This is a genomic window from Brevibacterium luteolum (genome assembly GCF_025147615.1).
In the GTDB taxonomy this organism is placed as follows: Bacteria; Actinomycetota; Actinomycetes; order Actinomycetales; family Brevibacteriaceae; genus Brevibacterium; species Brevibacterium luteolum.
Genome location: NZ_JALXPM010000001.1, coordinates 36,591 through 53,398, shown reverse-complemented (window position 1 = coordinate 53,398; position 16,808 = coordinate 36,591). Strand labels below are relative to the sequence as shown.

The following is a 16,808-nucleotide window of genomic DNA, read 5'->3' as shown; positions in this document are numbered from 1 at the left end:
TGCACGCCTACAGTGCCAGGCCGAGCGCCAGCAGCGCCGCATAGGCCAGAGCCGCGAGCCCCGTGTGCTTGATCGGCGGGATGAGTGCTGTGCCCTCCGAACCGGAGAGCACCACCTGCAGGGGTGAGATCGTGAGCACCAGCGACAGCGCCGCGAGCACCGCAGCCGGATGTCCGGTGAGAATCGGTACGAGCAGCAGCGCATACGGGATGAACACGAGCAGCGTGTAGGCCAGCCGCGCCCGCTTCTCACCCAGCAGCACCGCCAAAGTCAGTTTGTCGGCCTGCCGGTCGGTGGGGATGTCGCGCAGGTTGTTGACCATGAGCACCGCGCAGGCGAACAGCCCGATCGCGACCGCACCGGCGATCGCGGCCGCTGAGATCGTTGAGACGAGCGCATAGGTCGTCCCGAGCGTGGCGACGAGGCCGAAGAAGATGAAGACGAACAGCTCGCCCATCGCCCGGTAGCCGTACGGCTTCGAACCGCCGGTGTAGAACCAGGCCGCCCAGATCGCGGCGGCACCGACCGGGATCAGCCACCACGCCTGGGAGATGATGACGAGGATCGCACCGGCGGCCACAGCGACGCCGAAGCTGATGAATGCCGCCCGCTTCACCGCCTCGGGCGCAGCTGCCCCGGAGGCGGTCAGCCGCAGTGGTCCGACTCGCACGTCGTCGGTGCCGCGCACGCCGTCGGAGTAGTCATTGGCGTAGTTCGACCCGATCTGCAGGGCCAGGGACACGATGAGTGCGAGCGCCGCCTTCAGCAGCAGGAACGACAGTGAGACATCAGGGTCCGGGTCGTCGAGCATGCTGCCGATGACGAGGGCCGACAGACCGCCGAGCACACCGAGCGCGGCTCCGGTCCCCAGCAGCACGGGGGCGACAGCCAGCGGCAGGGTGCGCAGCCGAGCTCCCTCGACCCACTGCTGGAAGGTTGCCATCGACGTCCTCAATGTCAGTCAGATCATGCCATGGTCAGTGCGCTGGCCAGCAGTTTCGCTGGCCGCAGACCAGTCTAGTCTGCCACTGCGTCAGGCCGTTTCCCAATGCGGCGCATCACAACTCGGTTGCAGTCAGGTGCGCTCGGCCAGTCCGAGACGCTCAACCAGCTGGCGGCGCAGGGCACGCCTGTCCGGTTTGCCCAGACCGGTCGCCGGCAGCGCATCAAGTTCGACCGCATAGACCGGACGGTGCAGGCTCGGCTGGTCCGGCACCGCGGCTGTGAGCCGGTCGGCGAGTGACCGTGCGGCGGCGACGGGGTCGCCGTCAGTCGTGCCGGGGCGGTCAGTGACGATCGCGCAGGCGAGCACCTCACCCCATTCGGCATCCGGCACCCCGGTGACGAGCACCTCGCGCACCCCTGCCGGTTCGAGGGCGACGAGCAGTGTGTTCTCGACGGCCAGCGGGCTGATGTTCTCCCCACCGGAGATGACGACGTCATCGGCCCGGCCGAGGACGCTCAGCACACCGTCGGTGATCGTCCCCAGATCACTGGTGACGAACCGGCGGGTCCCGTCCTCACCGGTGGTGAACCCACTGCCGGTCCAGGGATCGGGGAGTGCGCGCAGCCGACCGCCGGTGACATCGACATAGCCGTCGGCGAGCACATCGCCGGCCAGCACCACCCGGCCGGTGTCGTCGATGCTGATGTCGACGTCTGCGAAGGGGACCCCGTCGTAGACGCAGCCCCCGCAGGTCTCGCTCATCCCGTAGGTGCGCACGATGTTCAGGCCGGCTGATGCGGCGCGGGCGAGCAGGCTGGGGGAGATCGCCGCCCCGCCGAGCAGGATCGCGTCGAAGGAGCGCGCGAGCTCAGCGGCGACCGGATCGGCCATGATGCGGGTGAGCTGGGTGGGCACGAGCGCGGTGTAGAGCGGTCCGGGCGGGCCGGATGAGGCGATCATGTGCAGGGCCGCCTCCTGCAGCGCCATGACATCGGCGCTGAAGGACTGCGCGGTGAACGGCCCGCGCGCGGCGAAGGGCACCGTCTGGGCCTGCAGCGAGCGCAGCACCACCTGCGTGCCGGCGATGTGGTTGACCGGCAGCGCCAGGTACCAGCGGCCGGGCCCGCCGAGGATTCCCTCGGTCGCCCGCGCCGAGGCGGTGAGTGCCTGAGCAGAAAGCGCCACTCCCTTGGCCGGTCCAGTGGTGCCCGAGGTGTGGACGACGAGGGCCGGGGGCCGGCGGCCGGTGCCGGCGTCGTCGTAGTGGTGCGGGTCGACGACGGTGATCTGCCCGTCGCGGGTGGGCGGCAGCACGACGGTGTGTGCGCCGGCGAGTGCCCGGCGCAGCAGTTCGGCGAGTTCGGTGTGGTCCATCGAGCGGGCCCTCACCGGCTCAGTAGTACCAGGGGAACGGCGACCAGTCCGGGTCGCGCTTCTCCAAGAACGCATCCCGGCCCTCGACGGCCTCATCGGTCATATAGCCGAGGCGGGTGGCCTCACCGGCGAAGACCTGCTGGCCGACGAGACCGTCGTCGACGAGGTTGAAGGCGAACTTCAGCATCCGCTGGGCGTTCGGGGACTTGCCGAGGATCTCGCTGGCCATCGTCAGGGCCGCGGTTTCGAGCTCGGCATGGTCGACGACCTCGTTGACCGCGCCCATCTCGGCCATCTCCTGGGCGGAGTAGGTGCGGCCGAGGAAGAAGATCTCCCGGGCCCGCTTCTGCCCGACCATCTTCGCCAGATACGCCGAACCGTAGCCGGCATCATAGGAGCCGACGTCGGCGTCGGTCTGCTTGAACTTCGCATGCTCACGCGAGGCGATCGTCATATCGCACACGACGTGCAGGCTGTGGCCGCCGCCTGCCGCCCAGCCGGGAACGACGGCGATGACGATCTTGGGCATCGTGCGGATGAGCCGCTGGACTTCGAGGATGTGCAGGCGCCCGGCGCGCGCCGGGTCGACGGTCTCGGCGGTCTCGCCAGCGGCGTACTGGTAGCCGGAGCGTCCGCGGATGCGCTGGTCGCCACCGGAGCAGAACGCCCAGCCGCCGTCCTTCTCGCTCGGTCCGTTGCCGGTCAGCAGCACACAGCCGACGTCGGGGGTCTGCCGGGCGTGGTCGAGGGCGCGGTAGAGCTCATCGACGGTGTGCGGGCGGAACGCGTTGCGCACCTCGGGCCGGTCGAAGGCGATGCGCACACAGCCGATGTCGGCGCCCTCGGCGTCGATGGCCCGGTGGTAGGTGATGTCGGTGAAGTCGAAGCCGGAGACCGCGCGCCAACGGCTGGGGTCGAAGATCTCAGAGACAGACATGCCCTAACCCTAACGCTTGGGCCCGTCGCAGGTGCCGGTGCGCGGCGTAGTGTGGAGGCATGATCCCAGACTGGCTGGCCGACCTCGTCACCGGCACCGACGACCTCGATGAACTGCTGCCTGAGCGCCGCGTCGTCGAGCTGCCGATGATCACCCGCTTCCGCGGCATCACCTCCCGGCAGGCCCTCATCTTCCAGGGGCCTGCCGGCTGGTCGGAGTTCTCACCGTTCGTCGAATACGCCGCGCCCGAGGCGGCACGCTGGCTGGCAGGTGCGCTCGAGTTCGGTCACCGGCCGGCTCAAGAACCCCTGCGCGATGCCGTGCCGCTCAACGGCACCATCCCCGACTGCCCGCCAGAGGCGGTGCCGGGTCTCATCACCCGCTATCCGGGTGCGGGAACGTTCAAGATCAAGATCGCAGCAGATGGGATCGCGAGCCTGAACACGGATCTCGCGCGCATCCGGGCCGTGCGCGCCCACGCTCCGGCAGCCCGGCTGCGCTTCGACGCCAACGCCGGCTACCCGCTCGCCGACGCCCAGCAGCTGTGTGCCGCCGTCGCCGAGCTGCCTGAGGTGGGCGACTGGCTGGAGTACATCGAGCAGCCCGTCGCCGCGGTCGAGGATCTCGCCCGGCTGCGGGAGTGGATCGCCGCCCGCGGGCTGCCTATCCGCATCGCTGCCGATGAGTCGATCCGCAAGGCCGATGACCCCTACCGGGTCGCAGCTCTCGGGGCGGCTGATGTCATCATCGTCAAGGCCCAGCCGCTCGGCGGCGCCCAGCATGCCGCAGACGTCGTCACCGGATGCGGGCTGCCCGCTGTCGTGTCATCAGCTCTGGAGACCGGCATCGGGCTGCGGGCAGGTGCGCTGCTGGCCGCCAGCCTGCCGGTCGACTCCGCTGCAGAGGCGATCTTCGCCGGCCCGCCGGCCTGCGGGCTGGGCACTGGGGCGCTGTTCACCGAAGACATCATCAGCGACTCCGGCACACACGGCCCTGACGATCCGGGCACTGCCGCAGTCCTGCCCGCGGCCCGCACGCACCCTGACCCAGGCCTGCTCGCCGCCCACACCGCAGACGCCGAGACCTGCGCCTGGTGGGACGCCCGGGTGCGCGACTGCCTGTCCGAGCTGCGCCGCCTAGCCTGAGCCCTCAGCCGAAGACGCCGAGGGCCTCACCGGCGATCGCCTGCAGATCGGCCCGGTAGGCCTCATCATCGATCGGCGCCGGCGAATCCGGTGCCCCATACGCAGACACCAGCGTGTTGCCGGCCTGGGCGTAGACGTAGAGGAACACGAACCCGTCCGCCTGCTTCTCCGCATAGCCCAGCGCCGCATCAGCACCGTCGACCTCGACGTCGAAGGGCGTGAGCGTCGAGGACGCATAGGTCTCCCCACCGCTCGTGCGCTCATAGCTGGCACACGACTCGACATAGGCACGCACCTGCTCAATGCCCGCCTCGGCGGCGTCGGCATCGGGGTAGCTGGTCGCATCGAGATCAGCGCGCGGATGCTCACCGTGGGAGAAGTGCTCATGCATCTGCACCTGCTCACGCTGCACCGCCGTCAGCGCGTCGGCACACGCAGAGTCCGCGATCTCCTCGGAGATGAACCCGATCTCCTCCTCACTGGGCACCGTCTCATTGCCGTGCGCGGTGAACGCCTCACCATCGAAGCTCACCTGGTCGATCCTCTCCGAGATCGCATCCGACTCCAGCTGCTCATCGCCACCGGCACCGCAGCCGGCGAGCAGGAGCAGGGAAACAGCAGCGCAGGCAGTGACAGCACGACGGGTTCGCATTCCCCCAGCCTATCGGGCACCGGCATGCACCACACGGCATATGCGCAACCTGCCGCGCGCCTAGGATCGCTGCATGGACACCGTCTTCGATCCCGCACCCCACGCCGCGCTCGCCCGGCTCACCACTGAGCAGACCGCCCGACTGGCCGCCCTCGACCCGGCCTGGGCGCCCCTGGAGGTCCCGCAGCTTGAGCCTGGGGATGCGGTCGTCGGTGCCGATCCGGCTGCTGCCGTGCCCGAATCGCCGGCCGCTCTGGCCGTCGTGCGCACCCATGTCTCCGGTCCCGACACCCCGGCTGCCGTGTGGGGCACCCGAGTGGCGCACACCATCCAGCTGCGCGTCGGCACCGATGCCGATGCCGCCGGAATCGCCGCGGTGCTCGCCGCTGCCGTCGCAGAGGCGCGGGCCCGGGATGCCGATACGGCCCGCGGGGCCGGCAGCAGGTTCGGTGACGGGGAGACGATCGACGACGAAGACCGGTCGATCCGCGTCTCGATCCCCGCCCGCGAGGCGGCCATCGCCCAGGCGCTGGCGGCCACCGGCTTCCGCCTCGACTCCATGGACGGACTGCGGGTTCTCGACCGCGACGCACCCGAGGTGCCGGCTGGGGATGTGCCGTTCGCTGCGCCGGAGGAGGCTGATGAGGACGCGCTGACGGCGGGGATGGTGAAGCTGCAGGCATTCGATGCCGCGTTCATGTCCAAGCTCATGCGGGAGAGCACCGAGGAAGCCATGCGCCAGTATGCGCGCGAGGCGATCGCCGCCGGTCCCGGCTGGTCGGCGATCGTGCGCGGCCAGGAGCCGGGCACCATCGACGCCTACCTCACCATCACCCCACCCGAGGAATCAGCGTGGGCCGCCGGCCTCACCGTGGGTGCCAGCGCCTATGTCGGCTTCGCCTGGACCGAACCGCACCTGCGCGGCACCGGGCTGGCCAGCCGGATGCTCGCCGCCGGAGAAGCCCACGCCCGGGCACAGGGCGTCGACACGCTGCTCATCGGCTACGCGGCACAGAATCCGCTCTCAGGGCCTTTGTGGATCCGGCGCGGCTACCGTCCGGTCCGCGCGCACTGGCTGCTGCACCCGTAACCATCACCAGGGCTGCCACCGGGATCCCTCACCCGGGTGCGGAGGTCAGAGTTTCTCGGCGGCGTCCCCGCGGTGACGCTTCCGGGTCGTGGATGCGGCCGGCACCGGTTCGCAGGGTGCGATTGTCACATGGGTGATCTCGTCCTGGCCCCAGGTGCGGTAGTGGCGGGTGCGCCGGCCGGGCACGATCGGGTCGTGCAGCGCACCGGCCATCCGGCCGGTGAAGTCGAGCCGGCCCTGCGCATCGGCGCGCAGCGTCGAGACTGACTCCGACAGCGGCGAGGAGATCCGCAGCTCATACATCTCACCCGGGTGGTACAGCGCAGGAGTGCGGATGCGGAACGTGCCCGCCCCGTTGAGGGTGAACCCGGCAGTCGTCACCTGCCCGAAGGTCACCAGCTGCGCGCGCCGGCGGGAGATCGAGACCTCCCAGCCGTGCACCGAGAACACCGGCAGACCGGTGATGAAGGTGAACGCTGCGCCATCGGAGACCTGCCCACCACCTCGGGAACGGCGGCCGGCGGCAGCCTGAGCGGTCAGCCGCTGCGGCAGCGCAGTGAGCCACTCGCCGAGTTCGCGCTGCCAGGCGAACCAGTTGTGCAGCCCGGTGGCGCGCGGCGTCCACATGTGCCTGATGCCCAGCTCGCTCAGCCGCCGGTGGAAGGACTCACCGTGGTGGCTGACGCTGGCCTCCAGCACGTCGACGTGCTCCTCGGCCTCCTCGGGGTCCGGGTCGCCGGAGCCGGCGGTGAACCACAGATCGGTGGCGGCGAGGTTCTCCGCCAGGTGCAGCGGGGAGTTGGCCAGCCATTCGGCCTTATCGCGGCGCGGATCGCCGAACAGCGAACGCGGTTCGCCGCCCTCGCGCAGCGAGATGATGTCCATGAGCGGCACGGCGGCCAGCGGGTCGAGCGGGGAGGAGAATGCGGCGGCCGCGCAGTAGCGGTCGGGATGCCAGGCGGCGTACTTCATCGCCGCATATCCGCCCATCGACAGGCCGGCCAGGATCTGGCCGCCGCGTTCGGCGTTGACGGAATAGCGGCCGGTGACGAAGTCGACGAGCTCCCCGGTGTGGAACTTCGGCCAGTCGAGCAGCGTATCGCCGAAGGCATGCGTCGAGTAGCTCGCCGCCCCGGCATCGGGCATGACGACGAGATACGGGCTCTCAGCGGTGATCCGCTCAGCAGCCCCGAGGTCGGTCCAGGAGCGGAAGTCATCGCCGGAGCCGTGGAAGAGGTAGATGACGTCGGCGACCTCGCTCGGGGTGCCCGGCAGCAGCACCCGCAGCCCGACAGTGCGCGACAGGGCGGGGGAGTAGACGAAGAACTCGCGCAGCCGGCGGGAGAGCTTGCGCTTCTCCCGCACATGGAAGCGGGCGGCGTCCTCACCGGTGGGCTCAGGGCCGAGGAAGGTGAGCGTCTGGTTGCGGCCGGGGAACTCGCCGGCCCGGTTGCGGGCAGCGGTCAGGGCGCGCACGGCGCGCGCGCCGACGGAGAGCATGATGTGACGTCGCTGGATCATAAACGTCCTCGCAGGGCTCGGCAGAGGTGGGCGCGACACGGGGTCTCACCGCTCACGATAGGACGTGTGGGTGAACGGGAGGAGACGGGCGTGCGACTCAGTGCTGGGGATTGGCTGCCCGGCGGCGCTCGGTGCGCACGCTCGGCAGCAGCTGGCCCTGCCGGTGGGCGAGGAAGAGCATCGCCAGGCTGGCCAGCGAGCACACCATGACGGTGATGACCGATCCCTCCATGCCGAGGTCCCCGCCGGTCAGCCAGTCCGGCCCGGAGAATGTCGCAGCGAACAGACCGTCCCCGGAACCGACGCCGGAGACCGGGGAGCTGAAGATGCCACCGGAGAGGAAGTTCCACGTGGCGTGGATGCCGATCGGCAGCCACAGCCGGCGGGTGAGCAGATAGGCCCCGCCCAGCAGCAGACCGGCCTCCACAGCGATCGCGGTCGCACCCCACCAGCTCGAGCCGGGATTGCCCAGATGCGCGGCACCGAACAGCGCTGAGGAGATGATGAGTGCTGCCCATGAGCCGAACCACGCATCGAGGATCCGCAGCAGGATCCCGCGGAAGACGATCTCCTCGATGACACCGGCGCTGATCCCGCTGGCCAGGCCGATGAGGATCCCGTCACTGAGCTGGATGCCGGTGATCCGGTAGCCGCCGAGCAGCGCGATGATGCCGATCGCTGCGAGGATGACCGCGACACCGACGGTGATGCCGAAGAGGAACTCGATGGTCTTCGAACCGCCGCGCAGCCCCTGACCCGGATCACCGCCGATCCAGCCGACGATGAGCCGGTAGAGCAGCAGCCCAACGGCGGCGGCCGCGCAGGCGCTGCTGACGCCGATCCAGCCGGGACGCGCGATGGTGCCCGGATCGGTGATCTCGATCGGGCGGCCGGAAAGGTTCAGCAGCGCCCAGTCGACGGTGAGCAGCACGACGCTCGTGAGGATGAACAGGACGATCCCGGCGAGCAGCTGCAGGATCCGCCGCCTGTCCGTGCGCTGCGTCGTGGGCTCCTCAGGCTCAGAGCGCAGCAGATAGGGATGCGGCGGGTAGGTCATGAGCACATTCTAAGCTGTCCCGCAGAGCGCCCGGCACGCTGCCACCGGAGCAGGAACAGCTTTCGGGAGGGCGTGGTTGAATCGAGGTGATGAACACCTCTCCTGATCAGCAGCTGCAGCCCTCGACCGCGGTGGCCCGCGCCGTCGTCCGCGCCCTGACCGCCGCTGGGGTGCGCGATGTCGTCATCTGCCCCGGCTCCCGGTCAGCACCCCTGACCTATGCGCTCGCGCAGGCAGCCGCGGCCGGCCGGATCGACACGTTCGTGCGCATCGACGAGCGCTCGGCAGCGTTCCTCGCCCTCGGCCTGGCCAAAGGCCACCGGATCGCAGGGCACCCCCGCCCGGTCGCCGTCGTCACCACCTCGGGTTCGGCGGTCGCGAACCTCCACCCGGCGTTCGCCGAAGCCGCCTACGCCCACCTGCCGCTCATCGCGCTCACCGCCGACCGGCCGGCCCGGCTGCGCGGTACCGGCGCCAATCAGACTCTCGATGCTCAGGCGACGATGCTGCCGGAGGCGCTCACCGGCTGCGATATCCCCGCCGGCGCCGCTGATGCCGAGGCGATCGCCGGGCGCTGCCTGGCAGCGGCCTGCGGTGCCGGGCCGGGTGGGCAGCCGGGACCGGTGCAGATCAACGTCCAGTTCGACGTCCCGCTCGTGCCCACCGCCGTCGAGGCGGCAGACGACTGGGCAGCAGAGCTCACGTGCCCGCCGGTCCCCGCGCCCGAGGCGGTGGAGACCGCGCAGATCACCGCCGCTGCCGAAGCGCTGACTGCCGCGGCCGGGGAGACGATCGTGCTCGGCGGGGATGTCCACGGCTTCCCGCTTGCAGGTGTCGCCGCAGCATTGGAAGCCACCGGTGTGCCGATCCTGGCCGAACCCTCCTGTCCGCTCGTCGACTCCAGCGCCGCGGTGCCGGCCCACCCGCAGGTCCTCGAGGCGCACTCAGAGCTCCTCGACGCCTGCCGGCGGGTCGTGGTCATCGGCAAGCCGACTCTGTTCAGGCCCGATGCGAAACTGCTGGCCTCCGACCGGCAGATCATCCGCATCCCCGCCGGCGCCGAGGTGGGTCTCGCCGCAGCACTGGATGCTGAACGCGAGGCCGGGTGCAACGCCGAACGTCCTGCTGGTGTGGGCAGCTGGTTGGGCCGCTGGAGCGAGGCTGGCCGGAAGCTCACCGGAACCGGCGGCAGGCGGGCGGAGATCGTGCAGGCGGCGCTCACCGCCGCGGGCGATGTGCGCCCGCATGTCTATGCAGCCAGCTCCTCGGCCATCCGCGTCATCGCCGAGACCATCCACGCTGTACCGGTCGAGAAGCGCGCGCATGTGCATGCCTCGCGCGGACTGGCCGGCATCGATGGGCTCATCTCGACAGCCACCGGGTTCTCCCGGGCTCTTGACTCGACCGTGCCGGTGCGGCTCATCATCGGGGACCTGGCGATGCTGCATGAGATCGGCGGGCTGCTGCGCGAAGCCGGCGAAGAGCTGCCAGCACTGCAGATCATCGTGCTCAATGATGACGGCGGGCAGATCTTCGCCGGACTCGAACACGGTCAGGATCACCTCGTGCCGTACTTCCAGCGCTTCTTCGCCACCGCGCACGGCCGGGACTTCGCCGACCTGGCTGCTGGCTACGGCTGGCCGTACACGCGGGCCGGCAGTCCTGCTGAGCTCGCTGAGGTGCTTGCGGCCGGTGAGCCGGGCATCATCGAGGTGCCGCTGCCACCGGTCGTGAGTCCCGCGGTGCGCTGATTCTGCGGTCAGCCGCTGGGTTCAGGCGCTGCCGCGGCGGCGCTCGGTCCGCCTGCGAGAAGCGGCGATGAGAGTGAGCGCGACTCCGGCGATGAGGATGACGCCGGCTGCGAGCATGATGACCGCGGCGGTGGTCGCCCCGCCGTCGGATGGGGCGAAGAGGTCGGTGACGTAGCCGATGAGGAACGTCCCGGCCCCGGCGTAGACGACGATGTTGGCGACCTGGCCGAGTCCGGTGGCCGGGTTCTCGGCTGAGTCGGTGAACTCGCGGCGCGAATCGTCGTGCCGGGTGCCGCCGGAGGTGACGTCGTGCTCGGCATCGCCGTCATGGTCGCCGGTGCCGTCATCGAAGGATCCGGCGACCGTGCTCGCCACCTGCAGGCCGAAGCCGGTGGCGATGAGCACGGCCGCGACGGTGAGGACGAACTCCTGACCAGCCGGCACCCCGTCGCCGAAGAACCCGAGCAGCAAGCTGATGAGCGCACTGAACGCGACGATGACCGCACCTGCGAAGATCGCCAGATACCCCGACCTACGCATGACTGTCCTCCCGCACGGCAGCCGTAGGTGCTGCATCCGTCGGCATGGCCGCCGCACGCTCCTCGGCGATCGCGGCCTGCGGGTCGATGCCGAGGGCGGTGCGCATCGGCGCGAACTTCGCACCGGTCTCGACCAGTTCGGCCAGCGGATCGGAATCGGGCATGATCCCAGCCCCAGCGAAGAGCCGGATGCGGTTGCGGGCCTCGAATTGACCGCACCGCAGGGCGATGCCGAACTGCCCGTTGCCGGCTGAGTCCATCCAGCCCACCGGCCCGGAGAACCGGCCCCGGTCGGTGTGCTCGTACTCGGCGATCGTCGCGGCAGCCAGCGGCGTCGGCACCCCGCCGATCGCAGCAGTCGGATGGACCGCCTCGGCGACGGCCAGTGCAGTCGGCATCTGCCCGTCGCGCACCGTGAGCGTGCCCGAGGCGTCGGAGGCCAGGTGGATGACATTGGCCAGCTGCAGCAGGTGCGGCTCCGCATCGACATGCAGCTGATCGGTCAGGCGGGCCAGCGGCGCGACGATCGACTCGATCGCATAGCGGTGCTCCTCCTGATCCTTCGCCTTGCCCAGCAGCTTGCGGGCGGCGGCGAGTTCGGCGCGCGGATCGTCCTCGACCCGGTAGGTGCCGGCGAGCACCCGGGTGGTGACCCGGCCGTCCTCGACGCCGACGAGCAGCTCGGGGGTCGCACCGATGAGGCCTGCGACATCGAAGGTCCAGCAGCCCGGATAGGCGGTATTAAGTGCCGCCAGCAGGGCGCGCACATCGATCTCATCAGGAGTCTCGATGAGCTCATCGCGGGCGAGCACGACCTTCTTCAGCGCCTGCGCACCGGTCTGCTCCCGCATGAGCGCGCTCGCCTGGGCGACGATGTCGAGGTAGTCCGACCCGGTCGTGTGACCGGGTTTCCGGGCCGCGCCGACCGGCCGGCGGATCGGGGTCGGGGCGAGGACGAGCTCCCCATCGTCACTGCCATCGCCGTTGCCCGCCGGGTCGGCTGTGTGAGCATCGAGCGGTTCGATCGAGGTCAGCCACACGCGCCCGTCACGACGGCCGAGCAGATAGCGGGGGATGTCGATGACCGAGGTGGTCTGCGACTGGGCGGAGAACGTCACCGCTGAGAAGCACATGAGTCCCGAACCCGGCAGGCCGACCGGATCGTCGATCGTCGAGGTCGCCACGATCCGCTGCCAGGCCCGGTCGAGGTCAGCGAACCGGCGGGTGCCGGTGGCGGTCAGCCGGGCTGCCCGGCCGAACCCGACGAGCCCGGAGGTGTGCCGCACCCAGCACGAGAATCCTGCAGCCGGCAGCTGGGAGATGAACTCCTGCGGCGTCGTCGGCAGTCCGTGGGTGAAGGGCACTGGGGCATGGGGGCTGAGGCCGTCGATGAACCATGAACGCACCGCGAACCGCGGCAGCCCAGGGTCGTCGTCGCTCACATCGATCCTGTCCATAGTCATGCCATCCTACGTGCTCACCGGACCCGGCGGCAGGCACCTCGAGCCGTCCGCGCCACGACACCGGGCCCCGATTGGCTCCCGGGCGGCTCAGTTGAGACGATAGGGCAATGAACCGGGCCCAGCTGGACAAACAGGCCGCCGACGTCGCGTCGATGTTCGACGACGTCGCCGAGCGCTACGACCTCACCAACGACGTCATGACCTTCGGGATCTCACGCCTGTGGCGCATCGCCAACACCGAGGCGGTCGACCCCAAGCCGGGTGAGAAGATCCTCGACCTGGCCGCCGGGACCGGCGCCTCGTCCGTTCCGTATGTGCGCGCCGGCGCCGAGGTGGTGGCAGGCGACATCTCCGAGGGTATGCTCGCTGTCGGAAGGAAACGCTACCCGGACATCGAGTTCGTCTACGCCGACGCCCTCGACCTGCCGTTCGCCGATGATCATTTCGATGCGGTGACGATCACCTACGGCATCCGCAACTTCCAGGATGTCGACGCTTCCCTGACTGAGATCCTGCGCGTCCTCAAGCCCGGCGGCCGGCTTGTCATCGCCGAGTTCTCCACCCCGACGTTCGCACCGTTCGCTGTGGCGTACAAGGAGTACATCATGGCCGCGCTGCCGGCCCTGGCGAAGGCCGTGAGCTCGAATCCCGATGCCTACGTCTACCTCGCCGAGTCGATCCGCGCCTGGCCGGACCAGGACACCTTCGCCCGGCAGATCTTCGCTGCCGGCTACGACCAGGTCAAGTACCGCAACCTCACCGGCGGCATCGTCGCCATCCACCACGCCCTCAAACCCGCCGCCGGACCCAACCCGGCTGGCAGCGCGACGACATGACCCGCATCGACGCCGATGTCGTCATCGTCGGTGCAGGACCGGCTGGCTCGACCGCAGCCGCCCACCTCGCTCAGGCGGGCTTCGACGTCGCGCTTCTGGAGAAGGCCTCCTTCCCGCGTGACAAGATCTGCGGCGACGCGCTCACCCCCAGGGCGGTGCGCGAAACCCAGCGCCTCGGCATCCCGACCCGGGCCGAGGACGGCTGGCACCCCAACCGCGGGCTGCGGCTCATCGGCGCCGGCCACCGCCTGGAGATCGACTGGCCCGATGTGCCGGGCATGCCCGATCACGGGCTCACCCGTTCGCGCATGAAGTTCGACGCCGACCTCGCCGGCTTCGCAGCCGCGTGCGGCGCGCACCTGCACGAGAACACGATGGCCACCCATCCGATCCTCGGCCCCGACGGCTGGGTCACTGGGGTCGCCGCCCGGGCCACCGATGAGCGCGGCCGCAGGACCGGCCCCGAGCTGACCTTCCGCGCCCCGGTCGTCATCGCCGCCGACGGCGTGTCCTCCCGCATGGCCGTCTCCCTGGGCATCGAGAAGCGCAACGACCGCCCGATGGGCGTGGCCGTGCGCACCTACCATTCCTCCCCGCGCCATGACGATGACTACATCGAAAGCTGGGTCGAGCTCACCGCACCCACCCAGACCATCGCCTCGGGCCAGGCGACCGGCGGCGAGGTGATGCCCGGCTACGGCTGGCTGTTCCCGCTCGGCGACGGCACCGTCAACGTCGGACTCGGGATGCTCAACACCTCCCCGGCCTTCGGCCAGGTCGACTACCGGGCGGTGCTGCGTGACTGGATCGCAGCCATGGGTCACGAGTGGGACATCGACGAGACCACCGAACTGACCCCGGTGCGCTCAGCGGCCCTGCCGATGGCCTTCAACCGCACCCCGCACTTCAACCGCGGCATGCTGCTCATCGGCGACGCCGGCGGAATGGTCAACCCCTTCAACGGCGAAGGCATCGACTACGGCATGGAAGCCGCCCGCATCGCCGCCGAGGTCATCTCCACCTACGCCCGCTATCCCGAGGCCGCCCGCCGGCACCGCCTGGCCGAATACCCGGCCGCCGTGCGCGAGAGCTTCGGCTCCTACTTCACCCTCGGACGGGTGTTCGCCGGGCTCATCGGACGCCCCGAGCTCATGAGCCTCGGCATCAAGTACGGTATGAGTAGCAGACTGGTGATGACCTTCGTGGTCAAGCTGCTGGCGAACCTCTACGACGACGGATCCACCACCGATCGGGACGCCTACGACTATGTCATCACCGCGCTGACGAGGCTGACACCGGCGACGACGAACGACTGAGGGCTGAGGGGACGGACATGACGAAGCATTCGACACCCATGACGGGTCCGCTGTCGCCGGTCTCCTTCACCGGCGCCGGATCCGAGCTCAGCGCTGCCCTGACAGCGCGCCTGGATGAGGTCGAGGAGTTCCTCGACATCGCCGTCACGCAGACCGACAAGCTGCCGAACGAGACCTCCCATCATCTGCTGCGCGCCGGCGGCAAACGGGTCCGGCCGATGCTCGTGCTGCTCGCCGCCGAATACGGCGACTCCAGCACCCGCGATGTCGTCAAGGCCAGCGCGGCCGTCGAACTCATCCACCTCGCGACCCTCTACCACGACGACGTCATGGACGACGCCCCGGTGCGCCGTGGCGCGCAGGCCGCACACGAGGTGTGGGGCAACTCGGTGGCGATCCTCACCGGTGATCTGCTCTTCGCCCGCGCCTCGCTGCTCTCAGCCGAACTCGGCCTCGCCGCCGTCGAACTGCAGTCGCGTACCTTCGAACGCCTCGTCCTCGGCCAGCTCAACGAATTCGTCGGCCCCCAGCCCGGTGACGACCCGATCGAGCACTACCTCAAGGTGCTGGCTGACAAGACAGGTTCGCTCATCGCAGGCTCCTGTGAGTTCGGGCTGCTCGCCTCCGGCGGCCCAGCCGAGCTCGTGCCGGTGCTGCGCGACTACGGCGAACGCGTCGGTGTGGCCTTCCAGCTCGCCGATGACATCATCGACCTGACCTCCGACGCGCAGACCTCCGGCAAGACGCCCGGCACTGACCTGCGCGAGGGCGTGCCGACCCTGCCGGTGCTCTACCTGCGCCGGGCTGCCGCAGCCGGTGACGTTGAGGCGCAGCGCATCGTCGAGCTGCTTGCCGCCGACCTGTCCTCCGATGACGCACTCGAGACCGCCCGTGCAGCGCTCGCCGCCCACCCGGTGACCGCTGAGGCGCGCGCCGAAGCACGCCGCTGGTCCGATGCCGCGGTCAGCGCCCTCGAAGCGCTGCCGGCCGGCTGGATCAAGGACAGCCTCGCCGCGTTCGCCGACACCGTCGTCTCCCGCGTCGCCTGAGGCTCACCCGGCAGGCGACTGCCCTATGCGCGGTGGCCGGCTGCCGGCGGTTCGTCTGCCTCCGGACGATTCGCGTCCACACCTTCGGTAGCCCTCGCATCCCCAGCCGCTGAGACATCCGGAGTCCCAGTTGCCGCCGGCAGAGGAGGTTCGGGCCGGTCGGCCTTGCGGATCTCACGGCGCCGCTGAGCCTGGGTGGCGCGCAGCATGTCGACGGTGAGCATGACGACGGCGATCCAGATGATGATGAACCCGATCCAGCGGGCCAGCGGCATCTGCTCGCCGAGCACCGTGATGCCGAGGATGAACTGGATCGTCGGGGTGACGTACTGCATGAGCCCCACCCACGACAGCGGCACCCGCCGGGTGGCGGCGCCGAAGAGGATGAGCGGGATCGCGGTGATCGGGCCGAGCGCCAGCATGATGAGCAGATGCCCGGTGTCCTCGGAGCCGAAGTGCGAAGCACCGGTGGCGGTGAGATAGATGATGTAGGCCCCGCAGACCGGGGCGAGCACCGCAGTCTCGACTGTCAGCCCCTCGAGCGCGCCGACCTTCCCGCCGACCCGGTTCTTGATGAGCCCGTAGAAGCCGAAGGAGAACGCCACGAGCAGCGCCAGCCACGGCATCTGCCCGTAGCCCACGGCGATGACCACGACGGCCAGGCAGCCGACGATGACCGCCGCCCACTGCAGCCTGCGCAGTCGCTCGCCGAGGAAGACCACCCCGATGAGCACAGTGACGAGCGGATTGAAGAAGTAGCCGAGTGAGATCTCGACGACGCGATTGAGGCTGACGCCGAGGAGGAAGCCGAACCAGTTGATCGAGACGACGATCGCGGCCAGGGCGAGCGTGCCGAGCACGCGCAGGTCGCGCACCGCGGCCAGGACGCGGCGGAACCCGCGGGCGAAGATGAGCAGGATGGTGCAGAACACCAGAGACCACACGATCCGGTGGGCGAGGATCTCGATCGGCGTCGCCGGGGCCGCAGCGGCGAAGACGAGCGGCATCCCTCCCCAGAACAGGTAGCCGGAGAGACCGAGCATCAGGCCCGAGCGGCGGCGGGCGGATTCCTCGTCAGTCAGCGGGCGTTCAGTCACGAACGGCAGTCTAGTCCACAGCAGGATCGCTGCTG

15 protein-coding genes are annotated in these 16,808 nt (G+C 69.7%); 6 read left to right on the top strand and 9 right to left on the bottom strand.

Going from position 1 to position 16,808, the window contains the following annotated elements; genetic code table 11:
• Positions 1-7 precede the first annotated feature (7 nt).
• From M3C25_RS00250 to M3C25_RS00240, 3 genes are all read right to left on the bottom strand, one after another.
• Positions 8-943 (bottom strand): 1,4-dihydroxy-2-naphthoate polyprenyltransferase, encoded by a 936-nt coding sequence (locus tag M3C25_RS00250; RefSeq protein ID WP_102161378.1) that lies wholly within the window; start codon positions 941-943, stop codon positions 8-10.
• Positions 944-1,075: 132 nt separating this feature from the next.
• Complete coding sequence (locus M3C25_RS00245) at positions 1,076-2,320, bottom strand: AMP-binding protein (RefSeq protein ID WP_259854461.1); 1,245 nt, start codon at positions 2,318-2,320, stop codon at positions 1,076-1,078.
• Positions 2,321-2,339: 19 nt separating this feature from the next.
• Positions 2,340-3,257, bottom strand: a complete 918-nt coding sequence (locus M3C25_RS00240) for a 1,4-dihydroxy-2-naphthoyl-CoA synthase (RefSeq protein WP_259854459.1) — start codon at positions 3,255-3,257, stop codon at positions 2,340-2,342.
• Positions 3,258-3,316: 59 nt separating this feature from the next.
• Here M3C25_RS00240 and M3C25_RS00235 point away from each other — a divergent pair, with 59 nt between their 5' ends.
• Entirely contained in the window at positions 3,317-4,402 is a 1,086-nt protein-coding gene (locus tag M3C25_RS00235; RefSeq protein ID WP_259854458.1) for an o-succinylbenzoate synthase, read from the top strand.
• A gap of 4 nt (positions 4,403-4,406) precedes the next feature.
• Here the strand turns inward: M3C25_RS00235 and M3C25_RS00230 are convergent, their stop codons facing one another.
• The gene (locus M3C25_RS00230; RefSeq protein WP_259854457.1) at positions 4,407-5,054 is read right to left on the bottom strand and encodes a sensor domain-containing protein; all 648 of its coding nucleotides are present in this window, start codon (positions 5,052-5,054) and stop codon (positions 4,407-4,409) included.
• Positions 5,055-5,127: 73 nt separating this feature from the next.
• Between M3C25_RS00230 and M3C25_RS00225 the strand changes: the two genes are divergently transcribed.
• Positions 5,128-6,144, top strand: coding sequence for a GNAT family N-acetyltransferase (locus M3C25_RS00225; protein WP_259854456.1), 1,017 nt, complete (start codon positions 5,128-5,130; stop codon positions 6,142-6,144).
• A gap of 45 nt (positions 6,145-6,189) precedes the next feature.
• On the opposite strand, the gene M3C25_RS00220 is transcribed toward M3C25_RS00225, so the two are convergent.
• Positions 6,190-7,665, bottom strand: a complete 1,476-nt coding sequence (locus M3C25_RS00220; protein WP_259854455.1) for an alpha/beta hydrolase — start codon at positions 7,663-7,665, stop codon at positions 6,190-6,192.
• A 97-nt stretch (positions 7,666-7,762) separates the two neighbouring features.
• Positions 7,763-8,722 (bottom strand): CPBP family intramembrane glutamic endopeptidase, encoded by a 960-nt coding sequence (locus tag M3C25_RS00215; protein ID WP_259854454.1) that lies wholly within the window; start codon positions 8,720-8,722, stop codon positions 7,763-7,765.
• A gap of 89 nt (positions 8,723-8,811) precedes the next feature.
• On the opposite strand from M3C25_RS00215, the gene menD reads away from it, so the two are divergent.
• Complete coding sequence (gene menD, locus M3C25_RS00210) at positions 8,812-10,473, top strand: 2-succinyl-5-enolpyruvyl-6-hydroxy-3-cyclohexene-1-carboxylic-acid synthase (RefSeq protein ID WP_259854453.1); 1,662 nt, start codon at positions 8,812-8,814, stop codon at positions 10,471-10,473.
• A gap of 21 nt (positions 10,474-10,494) precedes the next feature.
• On the opposite strand, the gene M3C25_RS00205 is transcribed toward menD, so the two are convergent.
• A complete protein-coding gene (locus M3C25_RS00205; protein ID WP_259854452.1) occupies positions 10,495-11,013 on the bottom strand; it encodes a hypothetical protein in 519 nt (172 codons plus the stop codon).
• Positions 11,006-12,475, bottom strand: coding sequence for an isochorismate synthase (locus M3C25_RS00200; protein ID WP_259854450.1), 1,470 nt, complete (start codon positions 12,473-12,475; stop codon positions 11,006-11,008). Before M3C25_RS00200 ends, M3C25_RS00205 begins: the two co-directional genes overlap by 8 nt.
• A 107-nt stretch (positions 12,476-12,582) precedes the next feature.
• Here M3C25_RS00200 and M3C25_RS00195 point away from each other — a divergent pair, with 107 nt between their 5' ends.
• The 3 genes from M3C25_RS00195 to M3C25_RS00185 are packed head-to-tail and all read left to right on the top strand — an operon-like array spanning position 12,583 to position 15,676.
• Entirely contained in the window at positions 12,583-13,311 is a 729-nt protein-coding gene (locus M3C25_RS00195) for a demethylmenaquinone methyltransferase (protein ID WP_259854447.1), read from the top strand.
• Positions 13,308-14,627 (top strand): geranylgeranyl reductase family protein, encoded by a 1,320-nt coding sequence (locus M3C25_RS00190; protein WP_259854446.1) that lies wholly within the window; start codon positions 13,308-13,310, stop codon positions 14,625-14,627. The genes M3C25_RS00195 and M3C25_RS00190 overlap by 4 nt, the downstream gene beginning before the upstream one ends.
• A 17-nt stretch (positions 14,628-14,644) precedes the next feature.
• Positions 14,645-15,676, top strand: a complete 1,032-nt coding sequence (locus tag M3C25_RS00185) for a polyprenyl synthetase family protein (RefSeq protein ID WP_259854444.1) — start codon at positions 14,645-14,647, stop codon at positions 15,674-15,676.
• Between the two features lie 23 nt (positions 15,677-15,699).
• Here M3C25_RS00185 and rarD read toward each other — a convergent pair whose 3' ends face one another.
• On the bottom strand, positions 15,700-16,773 hold the full coding sequence (gene rarD, locus M3C25_RS00180; protein ID WP_311200460.1) for an EamA family transporter RarD: 1,074 nt from the start codon (positions 16,771-16,773) through the stop codon (positions 15,700-15,702).
• Positions 16,774-16,808 lie beyond the last annotated feature (35 nt).